Genomic DNA, 26,104 nt, shown 5'->3' on the forward strand with positions numbered 1-26,104 from the left:
CCTAGTGGTGGAATTCGCCGGCGTTGACGTCCAGGCACGCGCCGGTGATCGCGCGCGCCAAGGCGGACGCGAAGAACACGACCGCGTCGGCGATCTCGTCGGGTTCGGGCAGTTTGCGCAGGTCGGTGGTCTTCGCGGTCTCGGCGTAGACCTCCTCGGAGGTGATCCCCCGCTGCTGCGCCAGGTAGTTGAAGTACCACTTCAGGTTGTCGGCCCAGATGTAGCCCGGCGCGACGGAATTGACCCGGATGCCCTTCGGACCGAGTTCGGTGGCCAGGCTCTGCGCCAGCGCGAGCAGGCTGGCCTTGGCCATCTTGTACGGCCCGAAGGTGCGCCGCGAGTGGTGCAGCACGGCCGAGTTGATCATCACCACCGAGCCCTTGGTCTCGGTGAGGGCGGGCACGAACAACCTGGTCAGGCGCAGCGCGGCCAGCACGTTGGTCTCGAAGCCCGCGCGGACCTGATCCAGGTCGACGTCGGCGAGGTCGACGATCGGCGGGATCGCGAAGGCGTTGTTCACCAGCGTGTCGACCTTGCCGAAGGCGCTGTGCGCGGTCTCGACCAGATTCACGACCGCGGCCTCGTCGTTGATGTCGGTCGGCACGACCACCGCGCGCCTGCCCAGTTCGGTGATCTCCTTGGCCACCTCGGTCAGTCGCGATTCGGTCCGGGAAGCCAGCACTACGTCCGCGCCCGCCTTCGCGCTCTGCACCGCGATCGCACGCCCCAGTCCCGGCCCCACGCCGGAGACGACGACCACTTTGTCCCGCAGCAACATCAGCCGAGCATCCTCTCCGCGACGGCGACCTGACGCGCCGCGATCCGGTCGCGCCACTGCTCCGGCGTGACCCGCGCCTGTTCGTGGAACAGCAGGCGATTGGGCAGGTCCGCGACGGAAACGATCTCCACGGTCGGCCCGTCGTCGGGTTTCATCTCCCGCGACAGCCGCTGCCAGCGGAACTGGAGGTAGCCGCGGGAATGACCGGTGCGCTCGATCCAGTTGGCCAGGCCAGGATCACGCTCGCTGACCACCAGCCGGATCATCCCGTCCGGGTCCACGTGTGCCTGGTCGGCGGTGAGGCTGGTCTGATGGTTGATGTAATCCAGCGACAGGTACCACATGCTGCCGAGCTGGAAGCCCTGGTAGGGGGCGTCGGATCTGGGCACCGTGATGATCATGGCCTGGTCGTCGTCCAGGTCGTAGTGACCCACCGAGGAGAACTGGGTGCTCAGCCCGCCCGGCGTCGGCCTCGGCTCGGTCAGCGTGTTCACCGGCAGGTTCAGATAGAACCACTCCGGGAAGGCCAGGAAGGTCTTCAACCGCGACACCAGCATCTTGCCCGCCACGCCGTATCGCTTGGTGAGCACGTCCTTGGTCAGCGGCGGCGGCGCGTCGCCGATCCGGTCGACGCGCTGGATGCGGATCGTGCCCGCCTTCTCCGTCACCCAGTCGCTGTGCACCTCGCGGACCACGAGCATCGCCGCGTCGGCGCCGAGGTGCACATAGCCGGGGCCCGCTTCGCCGGGTCCGAAGCGGATCTCGTAGGTCCCGTCCGCGCGGATGTCGAGCTTTCGGTCGTCGAAAGCGGTGAGGCTGTCGGGCACGTCGACGGGCGAATAGTTGCCGTTGAGCACCTGGAAGCTCAGGTCACGGGTGGTGCCGCGGGTGCCGGTCACCACATATTCGGCGTCCGGGCGCAGGTAGGAGTGGTAGTAGAGGGTGTCGGGGTTGTCCAGCCCCATCTTGGTGTACGGGCCGGTGGACATGACGAAGAACGGGAAGTCCAGCTCGTAGGCCCAGGCCATCTGCAACGACGCGCGGATGCTGCCCGCCAGATAGTCGTAGCCCTCGACGAGGTCCTGTTCGGTGCGAATGTGCGCGGCTCCGGTGATGATCTGCTCGGCGGCGGCGATGGCGTCCGCGAACGGCTGTGTCAGCAAGAGGCTCTCTCCGGTGTTCCAAATATGTACCACTCTGGTACATTTCGATAGGAGAAAGATTAGAACGTGTTCTAGGAGTGGTCAATGGTCGGTCGTCGGTCCGCGCCCACCGCACGCGTGGTGCAGGTCCTGGATTTCTTCGTCGAACAGCGCGGGAAACGCTTCGGGCTCTCCGAGCTCGCCCGCGAACTCGACCTGGCCAAGCCGACCTGCCTGGGCATCCTCACCGAGCTGACCGCGGGCGGCTACCTGATGCGCGACGCCGACACCCGCACCTACGGGCTCGGGCCCGCACTGATCGCGGCGGGCCGGGTGGCGCAGGACAGCTTCGCCATCTCCACGCTCGCCCGCGTCGAGCTGGACAAACTCTCCGCGCGCTACCACACCACCTGCACCGCGTCCGCGGTCGTCGGCGAGCAGATCATGGTGCTGGAGAGCACCGGACCCGGCCTGGTGAAGGTGGGCGCGGCCTACCATTTCGCGCCTCCGGTCGGCCTGATGTACGTGCTCTGGGACACCGACGCGGCGTTCGACGCCTGGCTGGCCAAGCCGCCCGCGGTGCCGTTGCGACAGGACGAGACGCGCCTGCGTCAAGTGGTCGCCGAATGCCGCGAGCGGGGATTCCTGGTGGAGAGCATGACCACCGCGGGACGTCGGCTGTACTCACTGCTGGCCGGGGTCGCCGATCGGGACCTACCCCCTGAGCTGCGCGAACTGGTCGGCGAACTGGTGACGAGCCTCGGCGAGCGGGTGTATCTGGGCGCGGATCTACGGCCACGCAAGGAGCACGCGGTGAGCCTGCTCGCCGCACCGACCTACGACGGCGACGGCAGGCAGAACATGGTGCTCACGATGTACGTCGGCCGCTCGATCACCGGGGCGGAGATCGCCCGCCGCGGCGCGGCGCTGGTGGACGCCGCTGACGCGGTCACGGCGAACTCGGGCGGACGCAGACCATTGACCGAAGACCGAAACGTGTTCTAGTTTTGCGGTGTGAGCCAGTACGCGAAGTCGACGGCGAGCACCTACGAGCTGCCCCATCTGGACGCGCTCGAGGCCGAGTCGGCGCACATATTCCGTGAAGTGGCAGCGACATTCGAGCGCCCGGTGTTGCTGTTCTCCGGCGGCAAGGATTCGGTGGTGATGCTGCACCTGGCGGCAAAGGCCTTCTGGCCAGCGCCGCTACCGTTCCCGGTGCTGCACATCGACACCGGGCACAATTTCGACGAGGTGATCGCCTATCGCGACGAGACGGTGGCCCGCCTGGGCCTGCGCCTGGTGGTCGGACGGGTGCAGGACGACATCGATGCAGGACGGGTCGTCGAGGAGACCGGGCCGCGCGCCTCCCGCAACCGGTTGCAGACGACGACGCTGCTGCGGTCGATCCAGGAGGGCGCGTTCGACGCGGTCTTCGGCGGCGCGCGCCGCGACGAGGAGAAGGCCCGCGCCAAGGAGCGGGTGTTCAGCTTCCGTGACGAGTACGGCCAGTGGGACCCGCGCAGGCAGCGCCCCGAACTGTGGAACCTCTACAACGGCAGGCACCGCGCGGGCGAGCATATTCGCGTCTTCCCGCTGTCGAACTGGACCGAACTGGACATCTGGAGCTACATCGCCGCCGAGGGCATCGAGCTGCCGCCGCTGTACTACGCGCACCGCAGGCCGGTGGTGCAGCGCGACGGAATGCTCCTGGCGCACACCCGCTTTCTCCAGCTGCTCGACGGCGAGGAGCCGTATGAGGCCACCGTCCGTTTCCGCACCGTCGGCGACGCGACCTGCACCGGCTGTGTCGAGTCCACCGCGGCCACACCCGCGGACGTGGTCGCCGAAGTCGCCGCGGCGCGGGTGACCGAGCGCGGCGCCACCCGTGCCGACGACCGCATCTCCGAGGCGGGGATGGAAGACCGCAAACGCGAAGGCTACTTCTGATGACGACCACACTGTTGCGCCTGGCCACCGCGGGCAGCGTCGACGACGGCAAATCGACGCTGATCGGCAGACTGCTGTTCGACTCCAAGACGCTGTTCACCGATCAGCTCGCCGCCGTGGAGCGCACCAGCCGCGACCGCGGCGACGACTACCCTAACCTCGCGCTGCTCACCGACGGCCTGCGCGCCGAACGCGAACAGGGCATCACCATCGACGTGGCGCATCGCTATTTCGCCACGCCCAGAAGAAAGTTCATCATCGCCGACACCCCCGGGCATGTTCAGTACACCCGCAACATGGTGACCGGCGCGTCCACCGCGGACCTGGCGCTGATCCTGGTGGACGCCCGCAAAGGCGTGGTCGAGCAGACCCGCAGGCACGCGTTCCTCGCCAGCTTGCTCGGCATCCCGCACCTGGTGTTGTGCGTGAACAAGATGGACCTGGTCGACTGGTCGCAGGAACGGTTCGAAGAGATTCGCGAGGAGTTCGCGCGGTTCGCCTCCAAACTCGACGTCTCCGACCTGACCTTCGTGCCCGTGTCGGCGCTGCACGGCGACAACATCGTGCACCGGGGCGCGAGCATGCCGTGGTACGAGGGCACTCCCCTGCTACATCACCTCGAAGAGGTGCACATCGCCTCCGACCGCAACCTGATCGACTCCCGCTTCCCGGTGCAGTACGTCACCCGCAACCATGCCCAGGACTTCCGCGGCTACGCGGGCACGGTGGCGGGCGGGGTGTTCAAACCGGGCGACGAAGTGGCGGTGCTGCCGTCGGGTTTCACCACGACGGTGCAGGCGATCTGGGGGCCGGGTGGCACGCCTGTCGCGGAAGCGTTTCCGCCGCAGGCGGTCACCATCCAGCTCGCCGACGAGCTGGACATCTCCCGCGGCGACCTGATCTGCCGCCCGAACAACCGCCCGAACACCGGGCGCGATTTGGACGCGATGGTGTGCTGGTTCGCCGAGGAAACCCAGCTCACGCCCGGCGCGACCTACACCATCCGGCACACCACCCGCGCGGCCACCGCCGAGGTGCGCTCCCTGGACTACCGGCTGGATGTCAACACCCTGCACCGCGACGAGCACGCGGAGACGTTGTCGCTCAACGAGATCGGCCGCGTCCAGCTGCGCACCCGCCAGCCCTTGCTGTTCGACCCGTACCGGCGCAACCGCGCCACCGGCAGCTTCATCCTGGTCGACGACACCACGAACAACACCGTCGCGGCGGGCATGATCACCGGTCCGAGCCTGCCGTCCTCCCGGGTGGTCTGGCACTCCACCGCTGTCGAGCGCGACGAGCGCGCCACCCGCGGCCTGACGGTCTGGCTCACCGGGCTGTCGGGCTCCGGAAAGTCCACCGTCGCCGTGGAACTGGAGCGCAGGTTGGTGGCGGCGGGCCGCCCGGCGTTCCTCCTCGACGGCGACAACCTGCGCCACGGCCTCAACTCCGATCTCGGATTCAGCGCGGCCGATCGGGAAGAGAACGTCCGCCGGGTCGGCGAAGTAGCGAAACTGTTCGCCGAAGCCGGTGTGGTAGCGGTCGTTTCGCTGATCAGCCCCTACCGCGCCGACCGCGACCGCGCCCGTGCCGCCCACGAAGCGGCGGGCATCCCATTCCTGGAGGTGTTCGTCGACACGCCGCTGTCGGAGTGCGAGGCGCGCGACCCGAAGGGGATGTACGCCAAAGCCCGTGCGGGTGAGATCCGCGGCTTTACCGGCATCGACGCCCCTTACGAAGCGCCGACCGAAGCCGAGATCGTCCTGCGGCCCGACCACGGCGACCCGGCGGCGATGGCGGCGACGATCCTCGCGCGGTTGAGCCGGATGGACTGACCGGACGAATCCCGCGGTCGACCGATGCTCGCACCTCGTCGGCGTTGCATCGGGGATACCAGAGTGTCAGCCGGAGGCCTGCGCCGGCGGTTGCCGGACCTTCACGCGCCTGTCCCGGGCCGGCCGCCATGCTCGGCGGTGCGAGCGGATACCGCGGGCTTCTCGGCGCGTGGCGCGCTGAGTGCGTCGCGGATCGTCTCGCGTAGCCAGCGCTGGGCCGGGTCGGCGTCGAGCCGGGCGTGCCAGAGCAGTCGCACTTCGACTTCCGGCAGGTCCGTGGGGAGGGGAAACCAGCGAATGCCCAGGGTTCGGCCGTACTGTTCGGCGAGGCGTTGCGGGACGAGGCCGACGTAGCGGCTCGCGGAGACCAGCAGCGCCGCGACCGCGAAGGACGGAACGACGGCCGCGACGTGGCGTTGCAGCCCGACGGCGTCGAGCGCGTCGTCGAGTGGGCCGCGCGCGCGTCCACGACGCGAGGCCGAGACGTGGGGATACTGGCACAGTTGCCGCAAGCTCGGGCGGCGGCGCCTGCCCAGCGGGCTGTCGGCGCGGACGATGCCGACCATCCGTTCCCGGTACAGCAGCGTTGTCCGGATGTCGGGAGCCGCGATGTCGCCCACACCGATGTCGAGATCGACCGAGCCGTCGCGGAGCGCCTCGGCGCTCTCGCTGCCTTCGGTGACGAAACGCAGGACCACGCCGGGGGCCACGGTGGCCGTGGCTTCCACCGCCGCCGTCGCCAGGGTCACCGCGAGGCCGTCGTTGATGCGGATCGTGAAGGTGCGCTCGAGCTCGCCGATCGCGACCTCGCGGTCGGCGCTGATCAGCGCGGACGCCTCGTCGAGCAGTGACCGCACCCGCGGCGCGGTGCGCAGCGCGAACGGTGTGGCAGCCATGCCTCGCCCGGCCCGCACCAGGATCGGGTCGTTCATCGCCCGGCGCAACCGGCCCAGCGCTCGGCTGGTCGCCGGGATGGACAGGTGCAGGCGTTCGGAAGCCGCCGTGACGCTGCCTTCCTGGAGCAGCGCGTCGAATACACGCAGGAGGTTCAGATCGAGCTGCTCGGGCATAGTTGCATGGTACGCAAATCTGGATTGTGAAAGTTGCGTGGCATGCAGGCCTACGAGGTAAATACCGTCGTGGACATGCCATTCAACGTCTTGGTCCGGGATCGTGCGTCATCACGAGACCCGATGTCCCCTTCCGTCGCGACGCGCGGCCTGCTCGCGCTCATGTGCGCCTGCGTCGTACTCGTCGTCGGGATGGTCGCCGCGATCAATCTCGCCGTCCCGATGCTCGCCGCGAGCGCGTTGCGTCCCTCCGCGTCGGCTCTGGTCTGGATCGTCGACACCTATGTGATCGTCTTCGCGTGTCTGGTGATCCCAGCCGGTGCCGCCGGAGACCGCTTCGGGCGCAAAGGAGTACTGCTCACCGGGTTGGCGCTGTTCGCGGTGGGCGCGCTGCTGTCGGCGACCGCACCGAACGTGGCCCTGCTCCTGGCGGGCCGTGCGATCACGGGTATGGGCGCCGCCGCGGTGCTGCCCAACACGCTGTCCGTCCTGCTGCACGCCGCCCCCGCCGAACGCAAGGGCGCGACGATCGCCACTTGGGCCTCGATGACGGGCATCGGCGGAGTCGTCGGCAACGTCGGCGGAGGGACGATCCTGGCGGGCGGATCGTGGCGCTGGTTGTTCGCCGCCGCAGTGCCGATCGCCCTGGTTCTCGGTCTGCTCGTCGGGCGTGTCGCGCCGGTGTCGCCGCGCCATGACCGCCGCCTGGACCCGGTCGGTGCGGTGCTGCTCGTCGGTGCGTCGATCGCGCTGCTGCTCGGCATCGTCCAGGGGCCGGAAGCGGGGTGGGACAGCGGGGTCGTCATCGCCGGATTCGTCTGCGCCGCAGTGTTGTTCACCGTGTGGACGTTCGTCGAATTGAAGGTCGGACACCCGCTGCTGGATCCGCGATTGTTCCGTGTACCGGGCCTGCGCAGCGCTTGCCTCGGCATGACGACCGTCTTCTTCGGCATGTTCGCGCTGTTCTATGTCAACGCGTCGTTCCTACAGTACGGCAAGGAATTCGGCGTGCTGGAGACCGGGCTCGGCATCGTGCCGCTGACCATCCCGATCATCCTCGCCGCACGCCACGTCGGCCGCCTCGCACAGCGCATCGGTCTCGACACCACCATCGCGCTCGCCTTCGCGTTCGTCGGCTGCGGACTGCTCGGGCTGTCCACCAGCGGCACGCAGACGCCCTACACCGAGTACGCGGGGTGGCTCGTCGTCACCGGAATCGGTGTAGCGCTGGCCCTTCCGACGCTCTCCGCAGCCATCGCCGGTTCGCTGCCGCCGGAGCAGGCGGGGGTCGGAGCCGGATTGCAGGCCACCACCCGCGAGTTCGGCAGCGCCTTGGGTGTCGCCGTCATCGGCACCGTGCTCACCGCGCGCTTCGCCGCCGCGCTGCCATCGGACATCCGCGCCGCACACGATCCGCACACCGTGGCACAGGCACTCGCCGCCACCGCGCCCGATCGCACCGCCGACATCGTCGCGGCGTTCGTCTCGGGCACGGACGCCGGACTTCGGGTGGTCGGTGTGAGCGTGCTCGTCCTCGGCGGGCTCGTCGTACTCCAGTCGCTGATGTCCCGGCGTGGCGGGTCCCGGTCGTCGTCGCCCGATACCGCAGCTCACACGATGTGACACGCACGGTCGATCACACCACGGCTGCCGGAACCACTCAGGTGAAGGCTCGCGGGCGCCCGGTCGCTGTCATCGTTTCGCCGATCAGTAGACGATACTCGCGCTCCGCACGACATACCGGATGCGGTCGGTGTTGTGCGCCTCTGCGCTGAGGTCGATGACCGTCGCCTCACCGACGCGCTCGACCAACTCCACGCCGATCTCGACCGGTACCGGATAGACCGAATCCGGCCCGAGATCATCTGATACGCCGAAGATCGGCAGCTTGTCGATCAACGTGTGCGTGACGCCGTCGACGTCGGTGAACTCGACCGCGATAACGCCCGGCTGAGTGTCCGACACCCATCGAACGGCTTTCCCCCGAATAGTTGCCATTTCTCGAGCATGCCAGCGATCCGGTGCACGAGCCCGAACGCGCAGGCCTCCATGTTGCGGCCGAGCCGAACGGCCTCGCCCCCGACCACCGGTCGCTCGCTGATGGCCACCGAAAGATCAAATCCGCGACTGTCGATCGCGGACCTGCACGAAGGAGTATCGACATGCACGTTTTCGTCACCGGAGCGACCGGATGGATCGGCTCGTCGGTCGTCGACCAGTTACTGGACGCCGGTCACGAGGTCACCGGACTCGCCCGCTCGGACGCCTCCGCAGCCGCGCTCGAACGGAAAGGAGCCCGGCCCCGGCGGGGCGACCTCGACGATCTCGACAGCCTCCGCGCCGGTTCGGCGGACGCCGACGCCGTCGTCCATCTGGCAAACAAGCACGATTTCGCTGACCCGGCCATGACCAACCAGACCGAGCGCGACGCCGTGCTGACCATCGGCGAGGCCCTCGCGGGCTCGCACCGCCCGTTCGTGCTCGCCTCCGCCCTTGCCCTACTCGCCCCCGGCCGTCTGGCCACCGAGCAGGACCGGTCCCCGGCCCACGGCGCCGGCTCACTACGCGGCGGCAGTGAGAATCTGGCGCTGGAGTTCGTGGAGCGCGGCGTCGGGACGATCGTCGTGCGTTTCGCGCCCACCGTGCACGGCGACGGTGACCACCGCGGATTCATCACCGGTTTGGTGGCGACCGCTCGCGCCAAGGGAGTCTCGGCGTACCTCGGCGACGGAACCAACCGCTGGGCGGCGATCCACCGCAGCGACGCGGGCCGCATCGTGCAACTCGCCCTGGACAAGCACGCCCCGGCGGGCACGGTCCTGCACGCCGCGGCCGAGACCGGCATCCCGACCCGCGACATCGCCGAGGCCATCGGACGCGAACTCGACCTGCCCGTCGTCTCGGTCCCGGCCGACCGCGGCGACGAGCATTTCGGCTGGCTGAGCCGGTTCTTCGGAGCGGACATGGCCGCGGGCAGCGACGCGACCCGCGCGCTGCTCGGCTGGTCCCCCAGCGGGCCCGGACTGTTCGAGGACCTCGACAGCGGCTGCTATTACCGCTGAGCAGGGGTTGCTCCTCGCGGTCGCAGAAGGGCAGGCGGTCATCAACCCGCCTGCCCTTCTACTTGCGTTCGCGGATCGGGTGTTCGGGCGGGAACCCTTCAGGTTCATGTAGGCCGAGGGTGGGGCCGTACTGTTCGGCGAGGCGCTGCGGGGCGAGGCCGACGTAGCGGCTCGTGGCGACCAGTAGCGCCGCGACCGCGAAGGACGGGACGACGGCCGCGACGTGGCGTTGCAGCACGACGGCGTCGAGTGCGTCGTCGAGCGGTCCGCGCGCCCGGCCGCGGCGGGAGGCCGAAACGTGCGGATGGCGGCACAGTTGGCGCAAGGTCGGGCGGCGGCGCATGCCCAGCGGGCTGTCGGCTCGGACGATGCCGACCATTCGTTCCCGATACAGCACGGCTGTCCGGATGTCGGGAGCCGCGACGTCGCCGACGCCGATATCGAGATCGACCGAGCCGTCGCGGAGGGCCTCGGCGCTTTCGCTGCCTTCGGTCACGAAGCGCAGCACCACGCCGGGAGCGGCGGCGGCCGTGGCTTCGACCGCAGCCGTCGCCAGTGTCGCCGCGACACCGTCGTTGATGCGGATCGTGAAGGTGCGCTTTAGCTCGCCGATCGTGACCTCGCGGTCGGCGCTGATCAGTGCGGATGCCTCGTCGAGCAGTGACCGCACTCGCGGAGCGGTGCGCAGCGCGAACGCTGTGGGAGCCATTCCGCGACCGGCCCGTACCAAGATCGGGTCGTTCATCGACCGGCGCAAGCGTCCCAGCGCCCGGCTGGTCGCCGGGATCGACAGGTGCAGGCGCTCGGAAGCCGCCGTGACGCTGCCTTCTTGAAGCAGCGCGTCGAACACGCGCAGCAGGTTCAGATCGAGCTGCTCCGGCGTAGTTGCATGGTACGCAAAAGGTGATTGTCAAAGTTGCGTGGCATGCAGACACGCGAGGTCCATACCGTCGTCGACATGCCGTTCAATGTCTTGATCCGGGATCGTGCGCCGTCACCGGACCCGATGCCCCCTCCCGTCACGCGGCGTGGCCTGCTCGCGGTGATGTGCGCCTGCGTGGTGCTCGTCGTCGGGATGGTCGCCGCCATCAATCTCGCCGTCCCGATGCTCGCCGCGAGCGCGCTTCACCCGTCCGCCTCGGCACTGATCTGGATCGTCGACACCTACGTGATCGTCTTCGCGTGCCTGGTGATCCCGGGCGGTGCCGCCGGGGATCGTTTCGGGCGCAAGGGAGTACTGCTCGTCAGGCGGGTGCTGTTCGCGGCGGGCGCACTGATCTCCGCGCTCGCACCGAACGTAGCCCTGCTGCTGGCGGGCCGTGCGATCACCGGAGTCGGCGCCGCCGCCGTGCTGCCCAACACCCTTTCGGTCCTGCTGCACGCCGTCCCCGCCGAACGCAAGGGGGCAAGGGTTTCGGCGTGCTGCGCACCGGGCTGGGCATCGTGCCGCTGACCGTCCCGATCATCCTCGGCGCACGACACGCCGGACGCGTCTCGGGACGCATCGGCCTCGACGCGACCATCGCGCTGGCCTTCGCGTTCGTCGGCTGCGGACTGCTCGGACTGTCCACCAGCGGCACACAGACGTCCTACATCGCGTACGCGGCATGGCTCGTAGTCACCGGAAGCGGTGTGGCACTGGCACTTCCGACGCTGTCCGGCGCCATCGCCGGTGCGCTGCCGCCGGACATCCGCGCCCGGCCATTCTCCGCACACCGTGGCCGAAGCCCTCGCCTCGACTGCCCCCGATCGCGCCACCGAAGTGATAACGGCGTTCGTCTCGGGCGCGGACGCCGGACTCCGCGCGATCGGCGTGACCGTAGTCGTCCTCGGCGGGCTGGTGGTGCTGCAGTCTGCGCTGTCCCGGCGGAGGGGGCCCGTCGCCGGTTGATCAGCGGACGATATCGACATATCGGGTGCGGTAGTCCGACAACCATCGAACAGCTTTCCCCCAAATAGCCGCCATCAGCTCAATATGCGGGCCGATTCAGCGCTCTGCCCAGTGCGCTGCGCAACCACCGGTCGCCGTGTCAGCACCCGCAGCCGACCAGCGGATACCGCTGCACGGGTTACGGGCGTCCGTCTACATCACAGACCGCTGGTTGCCGCTCTGCTCACCGCCGGATCGAATCAGCGGAGTAGTCGCGGACCTACACGAAGGAGTATCAGCATGGAAATCTTTGTCACCGGAGCGACCGGATGGATCGGTTCTGCCGTCGTCGACCAGTTGCTGGACGCTGGTCACGAGGTCACCGGGCTCGCCCGTTCGGGTGCATCGGCCGCCGCGCTCGAGCGGAAAGGAGCCCGGGCGAGGCGCGGCGACCTCGATGATCTCGACAGCATCACTCGGTAGCCGAATCAGCTTGTGGCCGAGTTGATGACGTGAGCAAGGTTGTCCAGCAGCTGATTCCAGCCGAAGCGGATGCCGGCCATGGCCGGTTCCGAGCCCGGGGTCGGGTCGGACACGTCGATCTGTAGGTCGACGCGGGTGCCGCCGGTGACGCTGGTCAACTCGAGGAGATGGTCGGCCCGGAACAACGGGGTCCCGTTGCCGTCCAGCGGTGACAACTCGAACCGGAGCCGTTCGGGCGGAACGACTTCGAGGTAGCGCCCGGCGCTGGAATACAGCGCACCGTCGCCCTCGCGGAGCACGATCGACAGGGCGCCCCCGACGACCGGCCGCAGGACGCAGTCGGCGACCTCGAAATGCGCTGGGTGCCACCACCGGCGCGCCAGATCGGGCGAGGTCCACCACTCCCACACGGTCGCCGGCGGCGCCGACAGCGTCCGATGGAATTCGTGGGCTGACAACGGCTCGGCGGCGATTGCCACCCGGTATTCGGCGAGCACCGACTCCGAGGGATGGTCGGCCTCGAATCCCGCCAGCCACTGTCGCAGCTCGCGCAGCGGACCCCGGCGCAGGGCGTAGATGCGGCGCTGCCCGAGCGGTTCCATTACCACCAGGCCCGCGCGCTGGAGCGCCTGGAGATGTTTGGTCGTCTGCGGTTGTCTCAGGCCGAGTGCGGTAGCGATCTCGCCGACCGGACGCGGCGCGGCGTTCAGCAACTCCACGATCCGCATGCGGTTCGGTTCGGCCAGAGCGGCGAATAGTGCGGGGTCCATTGACCAAGCATGCCTCCTCAGATATATTCCTTTCAAGGAATACTTCTGAACCAGGAGCACGACATGTCCGAGCAGATCCGCATCGAACGCGACTACCCCGCCACCGCCCAGGCGATCTGGGAACTGTGGACCACCCCGGCGGGCATCGAGAAGTGGTGGGCGCCCGACGGTTTCACCGTCCGCGTCGACCAGCTCGACCTGCGCCCTGGCGGCGAACTGGTCTACACGATGACCGCGACCGCCCCCGCGCAGATCGAATTCATGCGATCCGCGGGCATGCCACTGTCGACCGAGTCCCGCAAGACGTTCACCGAGATCGACGGCCCCGACCGGCTCGCCTACACCTCCCTGGCCGACTTCATCCCCGGCGTCGAGCCGTACGAATTTCTCACCACCGTCGAGCTCGAGCCGACCGACGCGGGCGTCCGCGTGGTCATGACCGTCGACGCCATGCACGACGACGTCTGGACTCAGCGCCTCACCCAGGGACGGGAGAACGAGCTCGCCAACCTTGCCGCCATCGTCTCCGGCGGCTAGTTGCGGACCGGACAACCGAACCGGGACCAGCAACGCGGGCAGCTTCGACGCGGCCTTCAACGCACCACGTCGACTGATCAGTGGGCTCACAAGAACGTATCGGGCGCGGGCGGTGTGATGGGCTCGGACTGACGTCGATCACCGTCGCCTCGAGCCATACCGCAGTCCACCCCTGCCTCGGGCAGCATGAGGTCAATGGTGGTCTGGTCGGCGCGGATACTTGGAAGGGCGCATCCGGCCCGTGAGCCGAAGGGCCTCGACCGCCGCGCATTTCCACGAGCATTCGTTGGCATCGCATTCCAAATGCACCTGCATGAGCGCGTGCGCATCGCCGGGAGCGAATTCCGGGCCGTCTCTCGGCTCTACCGCAGGCCAACCCAATGGCGGCCAGCCCAGGAGGCACAGTTGCTCATGGCCCACGCGTCGGCGATGTGATAGACGCTCGGACCACGCAACGGCTTCCGCCACCATCGGCTCGCCGCGAGGAAGACAGTCAGCAGCACCGCGACCGCCGCCGCCCCCACCATCAGTGCTGCGCCGAACTCGGACCAGCCGGACATCAAACGCCCACCCCGGCGACGACCGCCTGCCCAAAGGCTCCATTCGGATCAACCGAGCGACCGGAAGAACTCGCGGATGTCGCCGATCAGCAGCTCCGGCACCTCGAGTGCCGGGAAATGCCCGCCGGAGTAGAACTCCGACCAGTGGGTGATGTTGTGGGTGCGTTCGGCGAAGCGGCGGATGGCGTAGTCGCCGTCCTTGAAGACCGCGACGCCGGTGGGTACGGTGCCCTTCGGTTTCGGGGCGAACATGGTGGCGTCGTGGAAGCGTTCGTAGTACAGGTTCGCGACGCTGCGGGCGGTGTCGGTGAACCAGTAGATGCTCACGGTGGTGAGCAGGCGGTCGATATCGACGGCTTGTTCGGGCAGGTCGTTGGCGCTGTCGGTCCACTCGCGGTATTTCTCCGCGATCCAGCCGAGCAGCCCGGCCGGGGAGTCGGCGAGTAACTGGGCGATGGTGTCGGGGCGGGAACCTTGCAGGTTCATGTAGGCCGAGCCGTCGTCCTGGAATTTCTTCATCGCGGCGAGCCGCGCCTTTTCCGCGTCGGTGAGGGCGGCAAGGTCGGCGGGGTCGCCGGTCGGGAAGGTGACCAGTGCGTTGACGTGCACACCGAGCACGTGGTCGGTGTCGATCCGCGCCAGGGTCGGGGCGATGAACGCGCCGTGGTCGCCGCCCTGCACGCCGTAGCGGTCGTAGCCGAGGCGAGCCATGAGTTCGGCGAGCGCCGCCGCGATCCGGCCGTCGTTCCAGCCCGTCTCGGTGAGCGGGCCGGAGAAACCGTGGCCGGGCAGCGACGGGATGACTAGGTGGAACGCGGACGCGTTCGAGTCCGGGTCGGTGAGCGGGCCGATCACGTCGCGGAAGTCGGCCACCGAACTGGGCCAGCCGTGCAGCATCAGCAACGGTGTTGCGTCCTCCCGCGCCGAGCGCACGTGCAGGATGTGCACGTTCTGGCCGTCGATGGTGGTGGTGAACTGCGGGTAGGCGTTCAGCTCCGCCTCGGCCGCACGCCAGTCGAATTTCTCGGCCCAGTACCCGGCCAGCTCCTTCAGGTACCCCGTCGGCACACCACGCTCCCAGCCTGCGCTGGGCAGCTCGTCGATCCAACGGGTACGCGCCAGCCGCAGCCGAAGCTCGTCCAGGTCGGCCTGCGGAATGTCGATACGGAAGGGGCGGATCTCGGTGTTCGTCATGCCATTGATACTTCGCGTAACGAGGTGGCCGCCGAATCACGAGAAATCACTATTTCCGCACTCGCCCAGCCCCCCGACGAGTAACGCCGAACCCGGGCCGTACCACTATCGGCCACGAACCCGGCGGCGCTCTGGTCGCGCCGAGGCCGCCCCCGGTCTCGAGTTCGCGAGTGGCACACCACTGCGGCATCGGCCGAGAAGCCCTCTCGATGGTGTGCCACTCGCGAACTGGCGTCGAGCGCGCGGTGCGGGCATGATCGCGCCGTGGTCAGCCTTCCGGTGTGCGGCGCGTTTGTGGGGCGGGCCGCTGAGCTCGCGGCGTTGCAGGATGCCTATCGGGACCCGGCGGTGCATACCGTGCTGGTCGGAGGTGAGGCGGGTATCGGCAAGTCGCGGTTGGTCGCGGAGTTCCGGACGCGGCTCGGGGCTCGTACGGTAGTGGCGTACGGAAGGTGCCCGGAATTCGGCGCGAAAGGGGTGCCGTTCACGCCGTTCGTCGCGGTCATGCGCACACTGCTGCGTGACCAGGGCGTGGAGGCGCTCGCGACGCTGCTCCCAGTGCGACCGGCGCTGGCGCGCTGGCTTCCGGAACTGGCGGCGCGGTCGGGCGCGGCGGAGGCCGACACCGACAGGATCCGGTTGTTCGGCGAGATCCTCACCGTGCTGGAACAGTTCTCGATGACCAAGCCGCTGTTGGTGGTGCTGGAAGATCTGCACTGGGCCGACGACGCCAGCCTGGAATTGCTCGCCTTCCTGGTGGCCAACATCGCCGAAGGCGATCTGTTCTTGGTCGGCACCCACCGGCCTGCCGATTCCGAGCCGTTGCGCAAGCTGATCGCGAGCCTGCGCCGAGATCCGAGTGTCCGCTTGCTGAATTCAGCACCGCTGACCAGGCACGAGGTCGGCAGGCAATTGGCCGCGCTGCGCGGCAGGGAGCCCGAGCCAGGGACCATCGGGCGGATCTTCGAGCGCAGCAGGGGTATTCCGCTGTACGTCGAGGCACTCGATCCCGCACCGGAGGACACGCCCGCCGAGCTGTCGGAGCTGTTGCTCGATCACCTGTCCGACCTGTCCGATCAGGCCGCGTCGGTGCTGCGGCTCGCGGCGGTGGCCGGGTCACCGGTCCGGCACACCCTGCTGGCGGCCGCCTCCGATCTCCCCGAGGGCGCGCTCGCCACAGCACTGCGTCAGCTGGTCGACCAGCGGCTCCTGGTTTCCACCGACACCGGCTACCAGTTCCGGCACGTTCTCATCCGCGACGCCGTCTACGAAGACCTCCTGCCGGCGGAGCGGCAAGCGCTGCACAGCAGACTTTCCCAAGCCCTGGCTACCCGGCGAAGGAAGCCGGGCGCGGACCGATTCCCGGCCGCCGAACTGGCCTACCACGCGCATGCCGCCGGAGAGCTGCCGCTGGCGTTCGAAGCCGCGTGGGACGCCGCAGCGGAGGCGGAAAGGGTGAGCGCGCATCGCGATCAGGTGCACCACCTGGACCGGGTGCTCGGTTTGTGGGACCGCGTACCGGAAGCGGCACATCGGTTGGACGCGGATCGGCTCGACGTCTTGGCAGCGGTCGTGGCCGCGTGTCATCGCGGCGGTGTAGTCGAGCGCGGCATCGCGGCGGCCGACGAGGCGCTGGCCGCCACCGATGCGCGGATCGCCCCGGAGCGTGCCGCGCGCCTGCATTACTACCGCGCCGGACTGCGCAATCAGAGCAGCGGCGGCGGCGAAGACGACCTGCTCGCGGCGCTGACCTATCTTCCTTCGGACCGGCCGACCCTACTGCGCGGTGAAATCCTCGCCGAACTCGCGGCGGTGCGGGTGTTCAGCGGCGCGACAGCGGCCGAGAACGACGCGCGCGCCGCCGTCGAGGTAGCCGAACAGTTACGTGGTGACCCGCCCGTCGACGACACCTCGCCGGTCACGGCATCGTCGCTCCGCGCGCCGGGCGCGGTCGCAACGAACCCGGGCGGGGGCGTCGAAGCAGAGGACACGGCTGGTGCGGACGCCGCGAGGCACCGGCGGCATTCGAGCGTCCTTCGCGAGGACCGGAGCGCCGCGTCGCTGGCCGCGCGTGCCCACGCCTATCTCGGGCTGGCCGCCGCGAGCCGTCCCGACGTCGCCATGACCCATTTCGAGCAGGCGCATGCCGCCGCTGATGCTGCGGGAAATCCGGGCACCTTGCTGACCGTGGTGCTGTGGGAGACGGCGCTGCTGGTGTCGGCGGGCGCCGACGAGGCGGCCATCGCGGCGATCCAGCAGGGGTTGCGCGCCGCGCACGAGAGCTACCGGTTCGCCGAGGCCGCGCCGATCCTGCTGGTCAAGTGGGCGCAAGCGCTCACCGCGCTGGGTCGTTGGAACGAGGCTCTCGATCTGATCGATGAGTCGCTCACCGAGCAGTTGCCCCCGTTGAGCACCGCCGCGCTGCTGCTGTGTCACGCGCGGATCGTGCTGGCGCGTGGAGACGACCAGGCCGCGGCGGCGAGCGCGGCGAGCGCACAGCCGTTGCTCGGGAATCGGCGCTGGGCCAGGCAATATCAAATCCAGCTGCACACCGTGCAGACCGAGATCGCGCACGCGGCGGGGAATCCGCAGCGCGCCGCCGAGATCGGCGCCGCGACGCTGACCGCGGACGATCTGCTCGCGCACCCGCACGAGGCATGGGCACTGGCCGAGGCGATCGCCCGAACCCGCTGCGCGCCGATGGTTCTCGACTCCGCTCTCGCGAAGCTGCCGGTGACCACCGCGGTCGACGCCGCGTACCGGAATTCCTGCCACGCGGTGCGCAGCGGCCGTCCCGCCGACTGGGCCGCGGCGGTTTCCTCCTGGCAAGCCCTGGGTCGGCCGTACGAGCTGGCGCGCGCCCTGCTCGAAACCGAGCGAGCGGAATTGGCCGCGGGTGATCGCGCGGCGGCACGCGACGCACTGCGGTCGGTCCTCGGGCTTGCGGACGAGTTGGCGGCGGCGCCGCTTGCCGAGCAAGCCAGACAGCTGGCCGACCGCGCCGGCATCGAGCTCGCCGAAGCCGGGAACCGGCCCGCCACGGCCCGGCCAGCGAGCATCTCGGGCCTGACCCCGCGCGAACTCGACGTCCTACGCCTGGTGGCTACGGGCGCGAGCAACCGGCAGATCGCGGCCGAGTTGTTCATCAGCGCCAATACCGCGGGTGTGCATGTCTCGCGGATCCTCACCAAGCTCGGAGCGTCCAGCCGCACCGAGGCGGCCGCGATCGCGCGAGAACGCGGATTGCTCGGCTGCGGATGATGACCACCGGCGGACGACCGAACTGGAGGACGACCAGCCTGGTGGGAGCGTCGGGGAGGACATCGTCCACGACAGCCGGTCCGGCGGCGCACCCGGATACGCATTCGGCAGGGACTACCGGTCCCGCACCCGCACACTGGCCCGTAAGATACAATAAGTCGAACATGTCTCGAAAGGACTGGCTGATGCGGTCGACCTTGTTGTCCCGGCGCGATCTCGAGTTCCTGCTCTACGAGTGGCTGGACGTCGAAGCGCTCACCAAACGCGAGCGGTACGCCGAGCACTCGCGGGAGACCTTCGACGCCGTGCTCGAGCTCAGCGAGCAGCTGGCCACCAAGTATTTCGCGCCGCACAACAAGCTCAACGACGCCAACGAACCCACCTTCGACGGCGAGCGCGTGACCATCATCCCGGAGGTCGGCCAGGCGCTGGCCGCCTTCGCGAAGGCCGGTCTGCCTTCGGCCGCAATGGATTACGAACTGGGCGGCGCCCAGCTGCCCGCGACCGTCGCGCAGGCGAGCTACGCCTGGTTCCAGGCGGCCAACCCGGGTACCGCGGGCTACCCGTTCCTCACGGTGGCCAACGCGAATCTGCTTCTCGCCCACGGCCCGGAACACGTCGAGAAGTTCGTGAAGCCCATGCTCGCGGGCCGCTTCTTCGGCACCATGTGCCTGTCGGAGCCGCAGGCCGGTTCCTCGCTCGCCGACATCGTCACCCGCGCCGAACCGCAGGGCGACGGCACGTATCGCCTGTTCGGCACCAAGATGTGGATCTCGGGCGGCGATCACGAACTCGGCGAGAACATCGTGCACCTGGTGCTGGCCAAGATCCCCGGCGGCCCCGCGGGCACGAAGGGCATCTCGCTGTTCGTGGTGCCCCGGTTCCTGGTCGGCGACGACGGCGCGATCGGTGAGCGCAACGACGTCGCTCTGGCCGGGCTCAACCACAAGATGGGCTACCGCGGCACGGTCAACACCGTGCTGAACTTCGGCGAGGGCCGCTGGACGCCCGGTGGCGCGCCCGGCGCGATCGGCTACCTGGTCGGCGAGCCGCAACGCGGACTGACCTACATGTTCCACATGATGAACGAGGCGCGCATCGGCGTCGGCCTGGTCGCCACCGCCCTCGGCTACACCGGATACCTCGAGTCGCTCGACTACGCCCGCACGCGCACCCAGGGCCGGGCCAAGCTCCCCGCCGACCCGTCCGCGCCGCAGCGGCCGATCATCGAGCACGCCGACGTGAAGCGGATGCTGCTGGCCCAGAAGTCCTATGCCGAAGGCGCGTTGGCGCTGGTGCTCTACTGCGCGCAGTTGGTCGACGAGCAGCGCACCGCCGAATCCGAGGACGAACGCCGCGCGGTCACCCTGCTGCTGGACATCCTGACCCCGATCGCCAAGAGCTGGCCTTCGCAGTGGTGCCTCGAGGCCAACAGCCTCGCCATCCAGGTACTCGGCGGCTACGGCTATACCCGCGAATACAACGTCGAGCAGCACTACCGGGACAACCGGCTCAACCCGATCCACGAGGGCACGCACGGCATCCAAGGCCTGGACCTGCTGGGACGCAAGGTGACCCAGCAGGGTGGCGCGAGCCTGCTCGCGCTCGGGGCCCGGGTGGACGCGACCATCACCGCCGCGCGCGCGGCCGGCGGCGAGGCCGCCGAGCTTGCCGCTCAACTCGATTCGGCGTGGCGGCGTCTGGTCGAGGTGACCGCGGGACTGTTCGCCTCCGGCGACATCGAAGCCGCGCTGGCCAACAGCTCGGTGTACCTGGAAGCGTTCGGGCACACCGTACTGGCCTGGATCTGGCTGGAGCAGTTCCTCGCCACCGCGGACCGATCCGGTGATTTCTACGATGGCAAGCGGCACGCGGCCCGGTTCTTCTATCGTTTCGAATTACCCAAGACCGCACCGGCGCTGGATCTGCTCGCCACCTTGGATACGACCACCTTGCAGATGCGGGACGAGTGGTTCTGAGCACGGCGCGTTTCGATACATGTTCTAAAAGATGTACCATTCCGCGGTGATCGATTCCAGTCAGCGGACCACCCGTCCTCCCGGCCGCCCGGCCTCCGCGACCAGGGAACAGGTCATCGAGCATGCTCGCAGGGCGTTCCTGTCCGGCGAGCGCGTGGACATCCAGGCGATCGCCGGGCAGCTCGGACTCAGCCGCGCCTCGGTCTACCGCTGGTTCGGCTCCCGCGACGGAGTGCTCGGTGCCGTTCTGGCCGGCGAGTTCGAGGCGCTGCTCACCCGCGCCGACGCCCGTCGCCGCTCCACCGGCGCGCGGCGCATCTTGGACGTGCTCTACCGGGTCAACCGCTGGATGACCGACAACGAGCCGTTCCGGCGCTACTTCGAGAACGAGCCGCTGTCCGGCCTGCGCATCCTCACCGCGAGCGACGGGCCGGTACAGCCGCTGGTCGTCGGCACCGTCCAGGAGTTGATCGCGCGCGCCGCCGAAGAGGACGGATACGATCCGCCGCTGGAACCCGCGCTGCTGGCCTACGCGCTCGTCCGGCTCGGTGAGGCGTTCCTGTACAACGACAACGTCGCGGGCATTCGCGGCGACATCGACCGGCTGCACGAGGTCCAGGCGGCGCTGCTGGGCATCCCCGACGCGATCACACCGTGACCGGGGCGCTGCTGCACCAGCGTTTTCCCGAGGTGGCCGACACCTTGCCGTTCGTCCGCCTCGGCACCGCTCCGACGCCCGTCCGCCGGTGCGACCTCGGCACCACGGCCCAGCTGTGGTGCAAGGACGAAAGCGGATACGGCGACGGCGAATGGGGCGGCAACAAGGTCCGCAAGCTGGAGTGGCTGCTGCCGGAGGCACGGCGACGGGGCGCGCGCACCATCCTCACCGTTGGCGGCACCGGAACAAACTGGGGGCTCGCCACCGCCCTGTACGGCCGTGCCCAGGGCATCGATACCGAGCTCGCCTTGGTGGACCAGCCGGTCGACGACCACGTGCGCGCGCAACTGCGGCGGCTGGAGAAATCAGGCGCCGCTCTGCATTTCACGCACACCAAACTGCGCACGATCCTCGCGGCGCCCTGGCTGTATCTGCGACGCGTGCGGGGCGGCACGCGTCCGTACTTCCTGCCTGCGGGCGGATCGTCGCCGGTCGGAGCCTTGGGTTACGTCGAGGTGGCGTGCGAACTCGCGGCACAGATCGCGGCGGGTGAGCTGCCCGAGCCGGGGCACATCGTCACCGCGGTCGGATCCGGCGGCACCGCCGCGGGCCTCGCACTCGGCCTGCGCCTGGCCGGACTGCGCACGCGCGTGGTCGGAGTCGTCGTCAACGACACGCTCCCCCTCGACGCGAAGCACATCGTCCGGCTCGCCGGACGGACCGAGCGTCTGCTCCGCGCCCGCGGAGCGCGCTTCGCGCCGACCGGGCTGCGGCCGGAGGACCTCACGCTGACCATCGAATGGCTCGGCCCCGGCTACGGCCACACCACGCCCGCCGCCGTGGATGCCGCACAGCGCGCCGAACGCGCCGGGCTGCACCTGGAGACCGTCTACACCGCCAAAGCGCTCGCGGCCCTGCTCGCTCTGGATCGCGCGGGCTTCTTCGGCGCCGGGCCGGCGCTGTTCCTCAATACCTACGGTCCGCGACCGTAGATTCGCGCGACGCGGCCCGCGGGACCTCGCTTTCGAATCGCTGTGATCCGAATTCGGCCGCCGTAACCCGACGTGGCGTATTAGCCGTACGGCCGCGCATATCGCCAGGTCGGGCCGCGAGGCTCCCGGCGCAATAACATCCTCTGATTTCTCCCGGCGGCGACGCGGGAAAGCGCGCGACCACAACCACACTATCGTCGCTATTCGTGCAGGTCAGCGATAGAAAGGCGGAGACGGTGGCAGCGGAACCCACGCCGGTGCGGCAGTTGCGCGCCGATCAAGCGCGGCGGGTGGCCGACATCTTGCGCCACCAGTTGCACGCGGGCGCGTTCGAGAACGCGCTGCCGAGCGAACAGGAACTCGCCGCCGAGTACGGCGCCTCCCGCAACACCGTGCGCGACGCCTTGGCGCTGTTGAAGGACGAGGGCTTGATCGACCGGGCGCCGAAAGTGGGCACCCGGGTGGCCACCCGCAAGTACGACCACGGGCTCGACGCTCTGCTCGGGCTGCAGGAGACCTTCAAGGGCCACGGCACCGTGCGCAACGAGGTGCGCGCGGCGATGCACGTCGCCGCGCCGCCCGCCGTCGCGCGCAGGCTCGGTCTCGCGCCCGGCGAGCGCGTGGTCTATCTGGAGCGCCTGCGCTACCTGGCGGATCTGCCGCTGAGCCTCGACCTCACCTACCTCGTGCCCGACATCGGCACCGAGGTGCTCGGCCACGACCTCGAGCACACCGACGTCTTCGTGCTGCTGGAACGCATCAGCGGCCAGTCGCTCGGCTCGGCCGACCTCGCCCTGGAAGCGGTGCCCGCCGACCCGCACACCGCCTCCACCCTCGACGTCCCCGGCGGCGCGCCGCTGCTGATGCTGGAACGACTGACCCGGCTCGACGACGGCCGTCCGGTCGATCTGGAGTACATCCGCATGCGCGGTGACCGCATCACCATGCGCGGCAGCCTGACCCGCAGCACACCCGAATGGAAGGTCCTCTAGATGGCACTCGTCAACCAGCGCGCCGACATCCCCGTAACCATCGACGAGTCGCTGTGCATCCAGGGGTGCACGCTGTGCGTCGAGATCTGCCCGCTCGACTCGCTGGCCATCAACCCCGAGAACGGCAAAGCCTTCATGCACGTGGACGAGTGCTGGTACTGCGGTCCCTGCGCGGCCCGCTGCCCCACCGGCGCCGTCACCGTCAACATGCCCTACCTGCTCCGCTGATCTGGAAGACCGATGAAAGTGAAACTCGCCCCCGTCCTGCTCGCCGCCGCGCTCGCGTTGACCGGGTGCTCGCTGGAGCAGTCCGACGACACCCCCGCCGGCACCGTCAAGGTGGTCGTCGGCTACCAGTCCAAGACCATCAACACCGTCACCGCGGGCACCTTGCTGCGCGCGCAGGGCTACCTCGAGCAGCGGCTACAGAAGATCACCGACAACGGTGGGGCGAAGTACCAGGTCGAGTGGCAGGACTACGACACCGGCGCGCCGATCACCGCGCAGATGGTGGCCGAGAAGATCGACATCGGCTCCATGGGCGACTACCCGTTGCTGATCAACGGCTCTCGCACCCAGGTCAACGAGCGCGCGCGGACCGAACTGGTGTCGGTCACCGGGTACAACCCCAAGGGCGCGCTGAACATGGTCGTCGTACCGAACGATTCGGCGGCCACCAGCATCGGCGACCTGGCGGGCCAGAAGATCTCGGCCAGCGTGGGCTCGGCCGGGCACGGTACGCTGGTGCAGGCGCTGTCCCGGGCGGGCATCGATCCGGCCAAGGGCGTTGAAGTGCTCAACCAGCAGCCGCAGGTCGGCGCGACCGCCCTGGAATCCCACCAAGTGGGCGCGCTGTCCCAATTCGTCGCGTGGCCCGGTCTGGTCGTCTTCCAGAACAAGGCCAAGCTGCTCTACGACGGCGCCGAACTCGGCGTGCCGACCTTCCACGGCGTGGTGGCCCGACGCGCGTACGCCGCCGATCACCCTGAGGTCCTGCAGGCGTTCCTGGCCGCGCAGTTGGATGCCACCCAATTCCTGCAGGAGAAGCCGTTCGAAGCCGCCGAGATCGTCGCCGACGGGTCCGGGCTGCCGCAGGAGGTGGTGTACCTCTACAACGGTCCCGGCGGAACGAGTTTCGACACCACGCTCAAGTCGAGCCTGGTCAACGCGCTCAAAGGTGATGTGGCCTACCTGAAGTCGATCGGCGACTTCGCCGACCTCGACATCGATCGGTTCGTCGACGACGGGCCGCTGCGGAAGGCGTACACGGAGACCGGACGCGGCGACTACGACCGCGACCTGGCCGCCACCGCCAACCCGACCCGGGTCACCGGCGCCGACCCGATCTGCGGCAAAGCGGCGGAGAACCCCGCGCTGGCCGGCGAACTGTGGGTGGACGGCGCGGCGAAGCCGCAACCGGCCGCGGACCCGACCTGCCTGCTGCGCGCTGTCCAGGCCGCGAAAGCGCAGGGCCGGACGATCCGCGCCGCCTACGTCCCGGACACCGAACTCGGCACCCGCTGGTTCGCCGACAAGTCGATCTGGTTGCGCGACGGCGCCGCCTACCTGCCCTTCACCACCACCGCGGCCGCGCAGCGCTACCGGCAGGCGCACCCGTCCGCCACGCCGGTCGGCTACGACCAGGCCGTCACGGAAGTACGCGGATGACCAGCGAACTGGCCGCACCGGCGGTGCGGGCCGCGGCCGAACCCGCCGCCACCCGATCGGCGGCCACGCCGGCGTTGCGATCGGCCTGGCGCTCGCGCCTGCTGCGGGTGGGCTCGGTCGCCGCCGCGGTCGGACTGTGGCAGCTGCTCACGGTCAACAACGTGCGGGCGGCGGGCCTGCGGTTCGACACGCTGCCGACCGTCACCGAGATCGTCGCCGAATTCGGCACGCAGTTGCGCTCCGACCAGTACTACCTGGACATCGCGCAGTCGCTGATCCGGATCGTCACCGGCTTCGGGCTGGCCGCGGTCATCGGCGTGATCGCGGGCATCGGACTGGGCCGGTCGCGGCTGCTCGCCGACACCTTCGGCCCGCTGGCCGAACTCGTCCGCCCGATCCCGGCCATCGCCCTGGTGCCGGTCGCGATCCTGCTGTTCCCCAACGACGAGTCCGGCATCGTGTTCATCACGTTCACCGCGTCGCTGTTCCCGGTGCTGGTCAGCACCAGGCACGCGGTGCGCGCACTGCCCACGATCTGGGAGGACGCGGTGCGCACGCTGGGCGCGTCCCGGCTGGACGTGCTCACCCGCGTGGTGTTCCCCGGCATCCTGCCCGGCGTCTTCAGCGGGCTGTCCGTCGGCGTCGGCGTGGCGTGGATCTGTCTCATCTCCGCGGAGATGATCTCCGGACGCCTCGGCGTCGGCTACCGCACCTGGCAGGCCTACACCATCGTGGACTATCCGGCGGTGTTCGTCGGCATGATCACCATCGGCGTCCTCGGTTTCGCGACATCGGGGCTGGTCGAGCTGGCCGGCCGCCGCATAACCCGCTGGCTGCCCAGGGAGGTCGAAGCATGACCACAGTGATCGACGCACCGGCATCGACCGGAATGGCCTTGAGTCTCAGCGGTGTCCGCATCGCCTATAGCGGCGAGCCGGTGCTCGACGGGCTGAACCTGTCCATCGCGCCGGGCGAAATTCTCGTCGTGGTCGGCAAATCCGGCTGCGGCAAGTCGACGTTGCTGCGCGCGGTCGCCGGACTGCGGAGGCCGGAGGACGGAGCCATCCTGGCCGACGGCGACCACGTCACCGGGCCCGCGGCCGACCGTGCCTTGGTGTTCCAGGACGACGCCCTGCTGCCGTGGCGCACCGTGCGGCAGAACATCGAACTCGCCTTGCGCCTGCGCGGCACACGCGAGCCCAGCGGCGGGCCACCGCCCTGCACTGGGTGGACGAGGTCGGGCTCACCGGCTACGCCGACTACCTGCCGCGCGACCTGTCCGGCGGCATGCGCCAGCGCGTCCAGC

General features: G+C 69.1%; 24 protein-coding genes and 2 pseudogenes. 18 read left to right on the forward strand and 8 right to left on the reverse strand.

Going from position 1 to position 26,104, the window contains the following annotated elements:
* Position 1: 1 nt before the first annotated feature.
* Complete coding sequence (locus tag ACIHAX_RS24455; protein ID WP_397279722.1) at positions 2-778, reverse strand: SDR family oxidoreductase; 777 nt, start codon at positions 776-778, stop codon at positions 2-4.
* Positions 778-1,941 (reverse strand): hypothetical protein, encoded by a 1,164-nt coding sequence (locus ACIHAX_RS24460; protein WP_397279724.1) that lies wholly within the window; start codon positions 1,939-1,941, stop codon positions 778-780. The genes ACIHAX_RS24455 and ACIHAX_RS24460 overlap by 1 nt, the downstream gene beginning before the upstream one ends.
* Before the next feature lie 84 nt (positions 1,942-2,025).
* Between ACIHAX_RS24460 and ACIHAX_RS24465 the strand changes: the two genes are divergently transcribed.
* The 3 genes from ACIHAX_RS24465 to cysC are packed head-to-tail and all read left to right on the forward strand — an operon-like array spanning position 2,026 to position 5,702.
* Positions 2,026-2,925, forward strand: coding sequence for a helix-turn-helix domain-containing protein (locus ACIHAX_RS24465; RefSeq protein ID WP_397279726.1), 900 nt, complete (start codon positions 2,026-2,028; stop codon positions 2,923-2,925).
* Between the two features lie 9 nt (positions 2,926-2,934).
* Positions 2,935-3,867 (forward strand): sulfate adenylyltransferase subunit CysD, encoded by a 933-nt coding sequence (cysD, locus tag ACIHAX_RS24470; protein WP_356969610.1) that lies wholly within the window; start codon positions 2,935-2,937, stop codon positions 3,865-3,867.
* On the forward strand, positions 3,867-5,702 hold the full coding sequence (gene cysC, locus ACIHAX_RS24475) for an adenylyl-sulfate kinase (RefSeq protein ID WP_397279728.1): 1,836 nt from the start codon (positions 3,867-3,869) through the stop codon (positions 5,700-5,702). Before cysD ends, cysC begins: the two co-directional genes overlap by 1 nt.
* A gap of 101 nt (positions 5,703-5,803) precedes the next feature.
* On the opposite strand, the gene ACIHAX_RS24480 is transcribed toward cysC, so the two are convergent.
* Positions 5,804-6,772 carry a LysR family transcriptional regulator gene (locus ACIHAX_RS24480; RefSeq protein WP_397279730.1) on the reverse strand — a complete coding sequence of 323 codons (969 nt, stop codon included), beginning with the start codon at positions 6,770-6,772 and terminating at the stop codon, positions 5,804-5,806.
* Between the two features lie 123 nt (positions 6,773-6,895).
* Between ACIHAX_RS24480 and ACIHAX_RS24485 the strand changes: the two genes are divergently transcribed.
* Positions 6,896-8,395 (forward strand): MFS transporter, encoded by a 1,500-nt coding sequence (locus ACIHAX_RS24485; RefSeq protein ID WP_397279732.1) that lies wholly within the window; start codon positions 6,896-6,898, stop codon positions 8,393-8,395.
* Positions 8,396-8,479: 84 nt separating this feature from the next.
* Here ACIHAX_RS24485 and ACIHAX_RS24490 read toward each other — a convergent pair whose 3' ends face one another.
* Positions 8,480-8,770 carry a hypothetical protein gene (locus ACIHAX_RS24490; RefSeq protein WP_397279734.1) on the reverse strand — a complete coding sequence of 97 codons (291 nt, stop codon included), beginning with the start codon at positions 8,768-8,770 and terminating at the stop codon, positions 8,480-8,482.
* Between the two features lie 164 nt (positions 8,771-8,934).
* Between ACIHAX_RS24490 and ACIHAX_RS24495 the strand changes: the two genes are divergently transcribed.
* A complete protein-coding gene (locus tag ACIHAX_RS24495) occupies positions 8,935-9,834 on the forward strand; it encodes an SDR family oxidoreductase (RefSeq protein WP_397279736.1) in 900 nt (299 codons plus the stop codon).
* 58 nt (positions 9,835-9,892) lie between these two features.
* Here the strand turns inward: ACIHAX_RS24495 and ACIHAX_RS24500 are convergent, their stop codons facing one another.
* Positions 9,893-10,699, reverse strand: coding sequence for a LysR family transcriptional regulator (locus ACIHAX_RS24500; protein WP_397279925.1), 807 nt, complete (start codon positions 10,697-10,699; stop codon positions 9,893-9,895).
* 93 nt (positions 10,700-10,792) lie between these two features.
* On the opposite strand from ACIHAX_RS24500, the gene ACIHAX_RS24505 reads away from it, so the two are divergent.
* From ACIHAX_RS24505 to ACIHAX_RS24515, 3 genes and pseudogenes are all read left to right on the forward strand, one after another.
* The gene (locus ACIHAX_RS24505; RefSeq protein WP_397279738.1) at positions 10,793-11,287 is read left to right on the forward strand and encodes an MFS transporter; all 495 of its coding nucleotides are present in this window, start codon (positions 10,793-10,795) and stop codon (positions 11,285-11,287) included.
* A 264-nt stretch (positions 11,288-11,551) separates the two neighbouring features.
* Entirely contained in the window at positions 11,552-11,725 is a 174-nt protein-coding gene (locus ACIHAX_RS24510) for a hypothetical protein (protein ID WP_364437958.1), read from the forward strand.
* A gap of 279 nt (positions 11,726-12,004) precedes the next feature.
* Positions 12,005-12,178 (forward strand): annotated as a pseudogene (locus ACIHAX_RS24515) (NAD-dependent epimerase/dehydratase family protein); the annotation flags it as partial.
* 14 nt (positions 12,179-12,192) lie between these two features.
* On the opposite strand, the gene ACIHAX_RS24520 reads toward ACIHAX_RS24515, so the two are convergent.
* Complete coding sequence (locus ACIHAX_RS24520) at positions 12,193-12,957, reverse strand: metalloregulator ArsR/SmtB family transcription factor (protein ID WP_397279741.1); 765 nt, start codon at positions 12,955-12,957, stop codon at positions 12,193-12,195.
* A 63-nt stretch (positions 12,958-13,020) separates the two neighbouring features.
* Between ACIHAX_RS24520 and ACIHAX_RS24525 the strand changes: the two genes are divergently transcribed.
* Positions 13,021-13,494: an SRPBCC domain-containing protein gene (locus ACIHAX_RS24525; protein ID WP_397279743.1), complete on the forward strand. Its 474-nt coding sequence runs from the start codon at positions 13,021-13,023 to the stop codon at positions 13,492-13,494.
* 362 nt (positions 13,495-13,856) lie between these two features.
* Here ACIHAX_RS24525 and ACIHAX_RS24530 read toward each other — a convergent pair whose 3' ends face one another.
* Both ACIHAX_RS24530 and ACIHAX_RS24535 read right to left on the reverse strand, forming a co-directional pair.
* On the reverse strand, positions 13,857-14,054 hold the full coding sequence (locus ACIHAX_RS24530; RefSeq protein WP_397279745.1) for a hypothetical protein: 198 nt from the start codon (positions 14,052-14,054) through the stop codon (positions 13,857-13,859).
* Between the two features lie 48 nt (positions 14,055-14,102).
* Positions 14,103-15,248 (reverse strand): epoxide hydrolase family protein, encoded by a 1,146-nt coding sequence (locus ACIHAX_RS24535; protein WP_397279747.1) that lies wholly within the window; start codon positions 15,246-15,248, stop codon positions 14,103-14,105.
* Between the two features lie 264 nt (positions 15,249-15,512).
* Here ACIHAX_RS24535 and ACIHAX_RS24540 point away from each other — a divergent pair, with 264 nt between their 5' ends.
* From ACIHAX_RS24540 to ACIHAX_RS24580, 9 genes and pseudogenes are all read left to right on the forward strand, one after another.
* Complete coding sequence (locus tag ACIHAX_RS24540) at positions 15,513-18,509, forward strand: AAA family ATPase (protein WP_397279749.1); 2,997 nt, start codon at positions 15,513-15,515, stop codon at positions 18,507-18,509.
* A 185-nt stretch (positions 18,510-18,694) separates the two neighbouring features.
* Complete coding sequence (locus tag ACIHAX_RS24545) at positions 18,695-20,488, forward strand: acyl-CoA dehydrogenase (protein ID WP_364437983.1); 1,794 nt, start codon at positions 18,695-18,697, stop codon at positions 20,486-20,488.
* A gap of 46 nt (positions 20,489-20,534) precedes the next feature.
* Entirely contained in the window at positions 20,535-21,146 is a 612-nt protein-coding gene (locus ACIHAX_RS24550; protein ID WP_356969632.1) for a QsdR family transcriptional regulator, read from the forward strand.
* On the forward strand, positions 21,143-22,138 hold the full coding sequence (locus ACIHAX_RS24555; RefSeq protein ID WP_364437987.1) for a pyridoxal-phosphate dependent enzyme: 996 nt from the start codon (positions 21,143-21,145) through the stop codon (positions 22,136-22,138). Before ACIHAX_RS24550 ends, ACIHAX_RS24555 begins: the two co-directional genes overlap by 4 nt.
* Before the next feature lie 236 nt (positions 22,139-22,374).
* Complete coding sequence (locus ACIHAX_RS24560) at positions 22,375-23,130, forward strand: GntR family transcriptional regulator (RefSeq protein WP_379256255.1); 756 nt, start codon at positions 22,375-22,377, stop codon at positions 23,128-23,130.
* A complete protein-coding gene (locus tag ACIHAX_RS24565; protein WP_039797742.1) occupies positions 23,131-23,358 on the forward strand; it encodes a ferredoxin family protein in 228 nt (75 codons plus the stop codon). It abuts the gene before it with no gap.
* 12 nt (positions 23,359-23,370) lie between these two features.
* On the forward strand, positions 23,371-24,798 hold the full coding sequence (locus ACIHAX_RS24570) for an ABC transporter substrate-binding protein (RefSeq protein WP_397279752.1): 1,428 nt from the start codon (positions 23,371-23,373) through the stop codon (positions 24,796-24,798).
* Complete coding sequence (locus ACIHAX_RS24575; RefSeq protein ID WP_356969639.1) at positions 24,795-25,655, forward strand: ABC transporter permease; 861 nt, start codon at positions 24,795-24,797, stop codon at positions 25,653-25,655. Before ACIHAX_RS24570 ends, ACIHAX_RS24575 begins: the two co-directional genes overlap by 4 nt.
* 32 nt (positions 25,656-25,687) lie before the next feature.
* Positions 25,688-26,097, forward strand: a pseudogene (locus ACIHAX_RS24580) (ATP-binding cassette domain-containing protein); the annotation flags it as partial.
* Between the last annotated feature and the right edge of the window lie 7 nt (positions 26,098-26,104).

The sequence above is a fragment of the Nocardia sp. NPDC051929 genome (genome assembly GCF_044548645.1).
GTDB classification, from domain to species: Bacteria; Actinomycetota; Actinomycetes; order Mycobacteriales; family Mycobacteriaceae; genus Nocardia; species Nocardia sichangensis.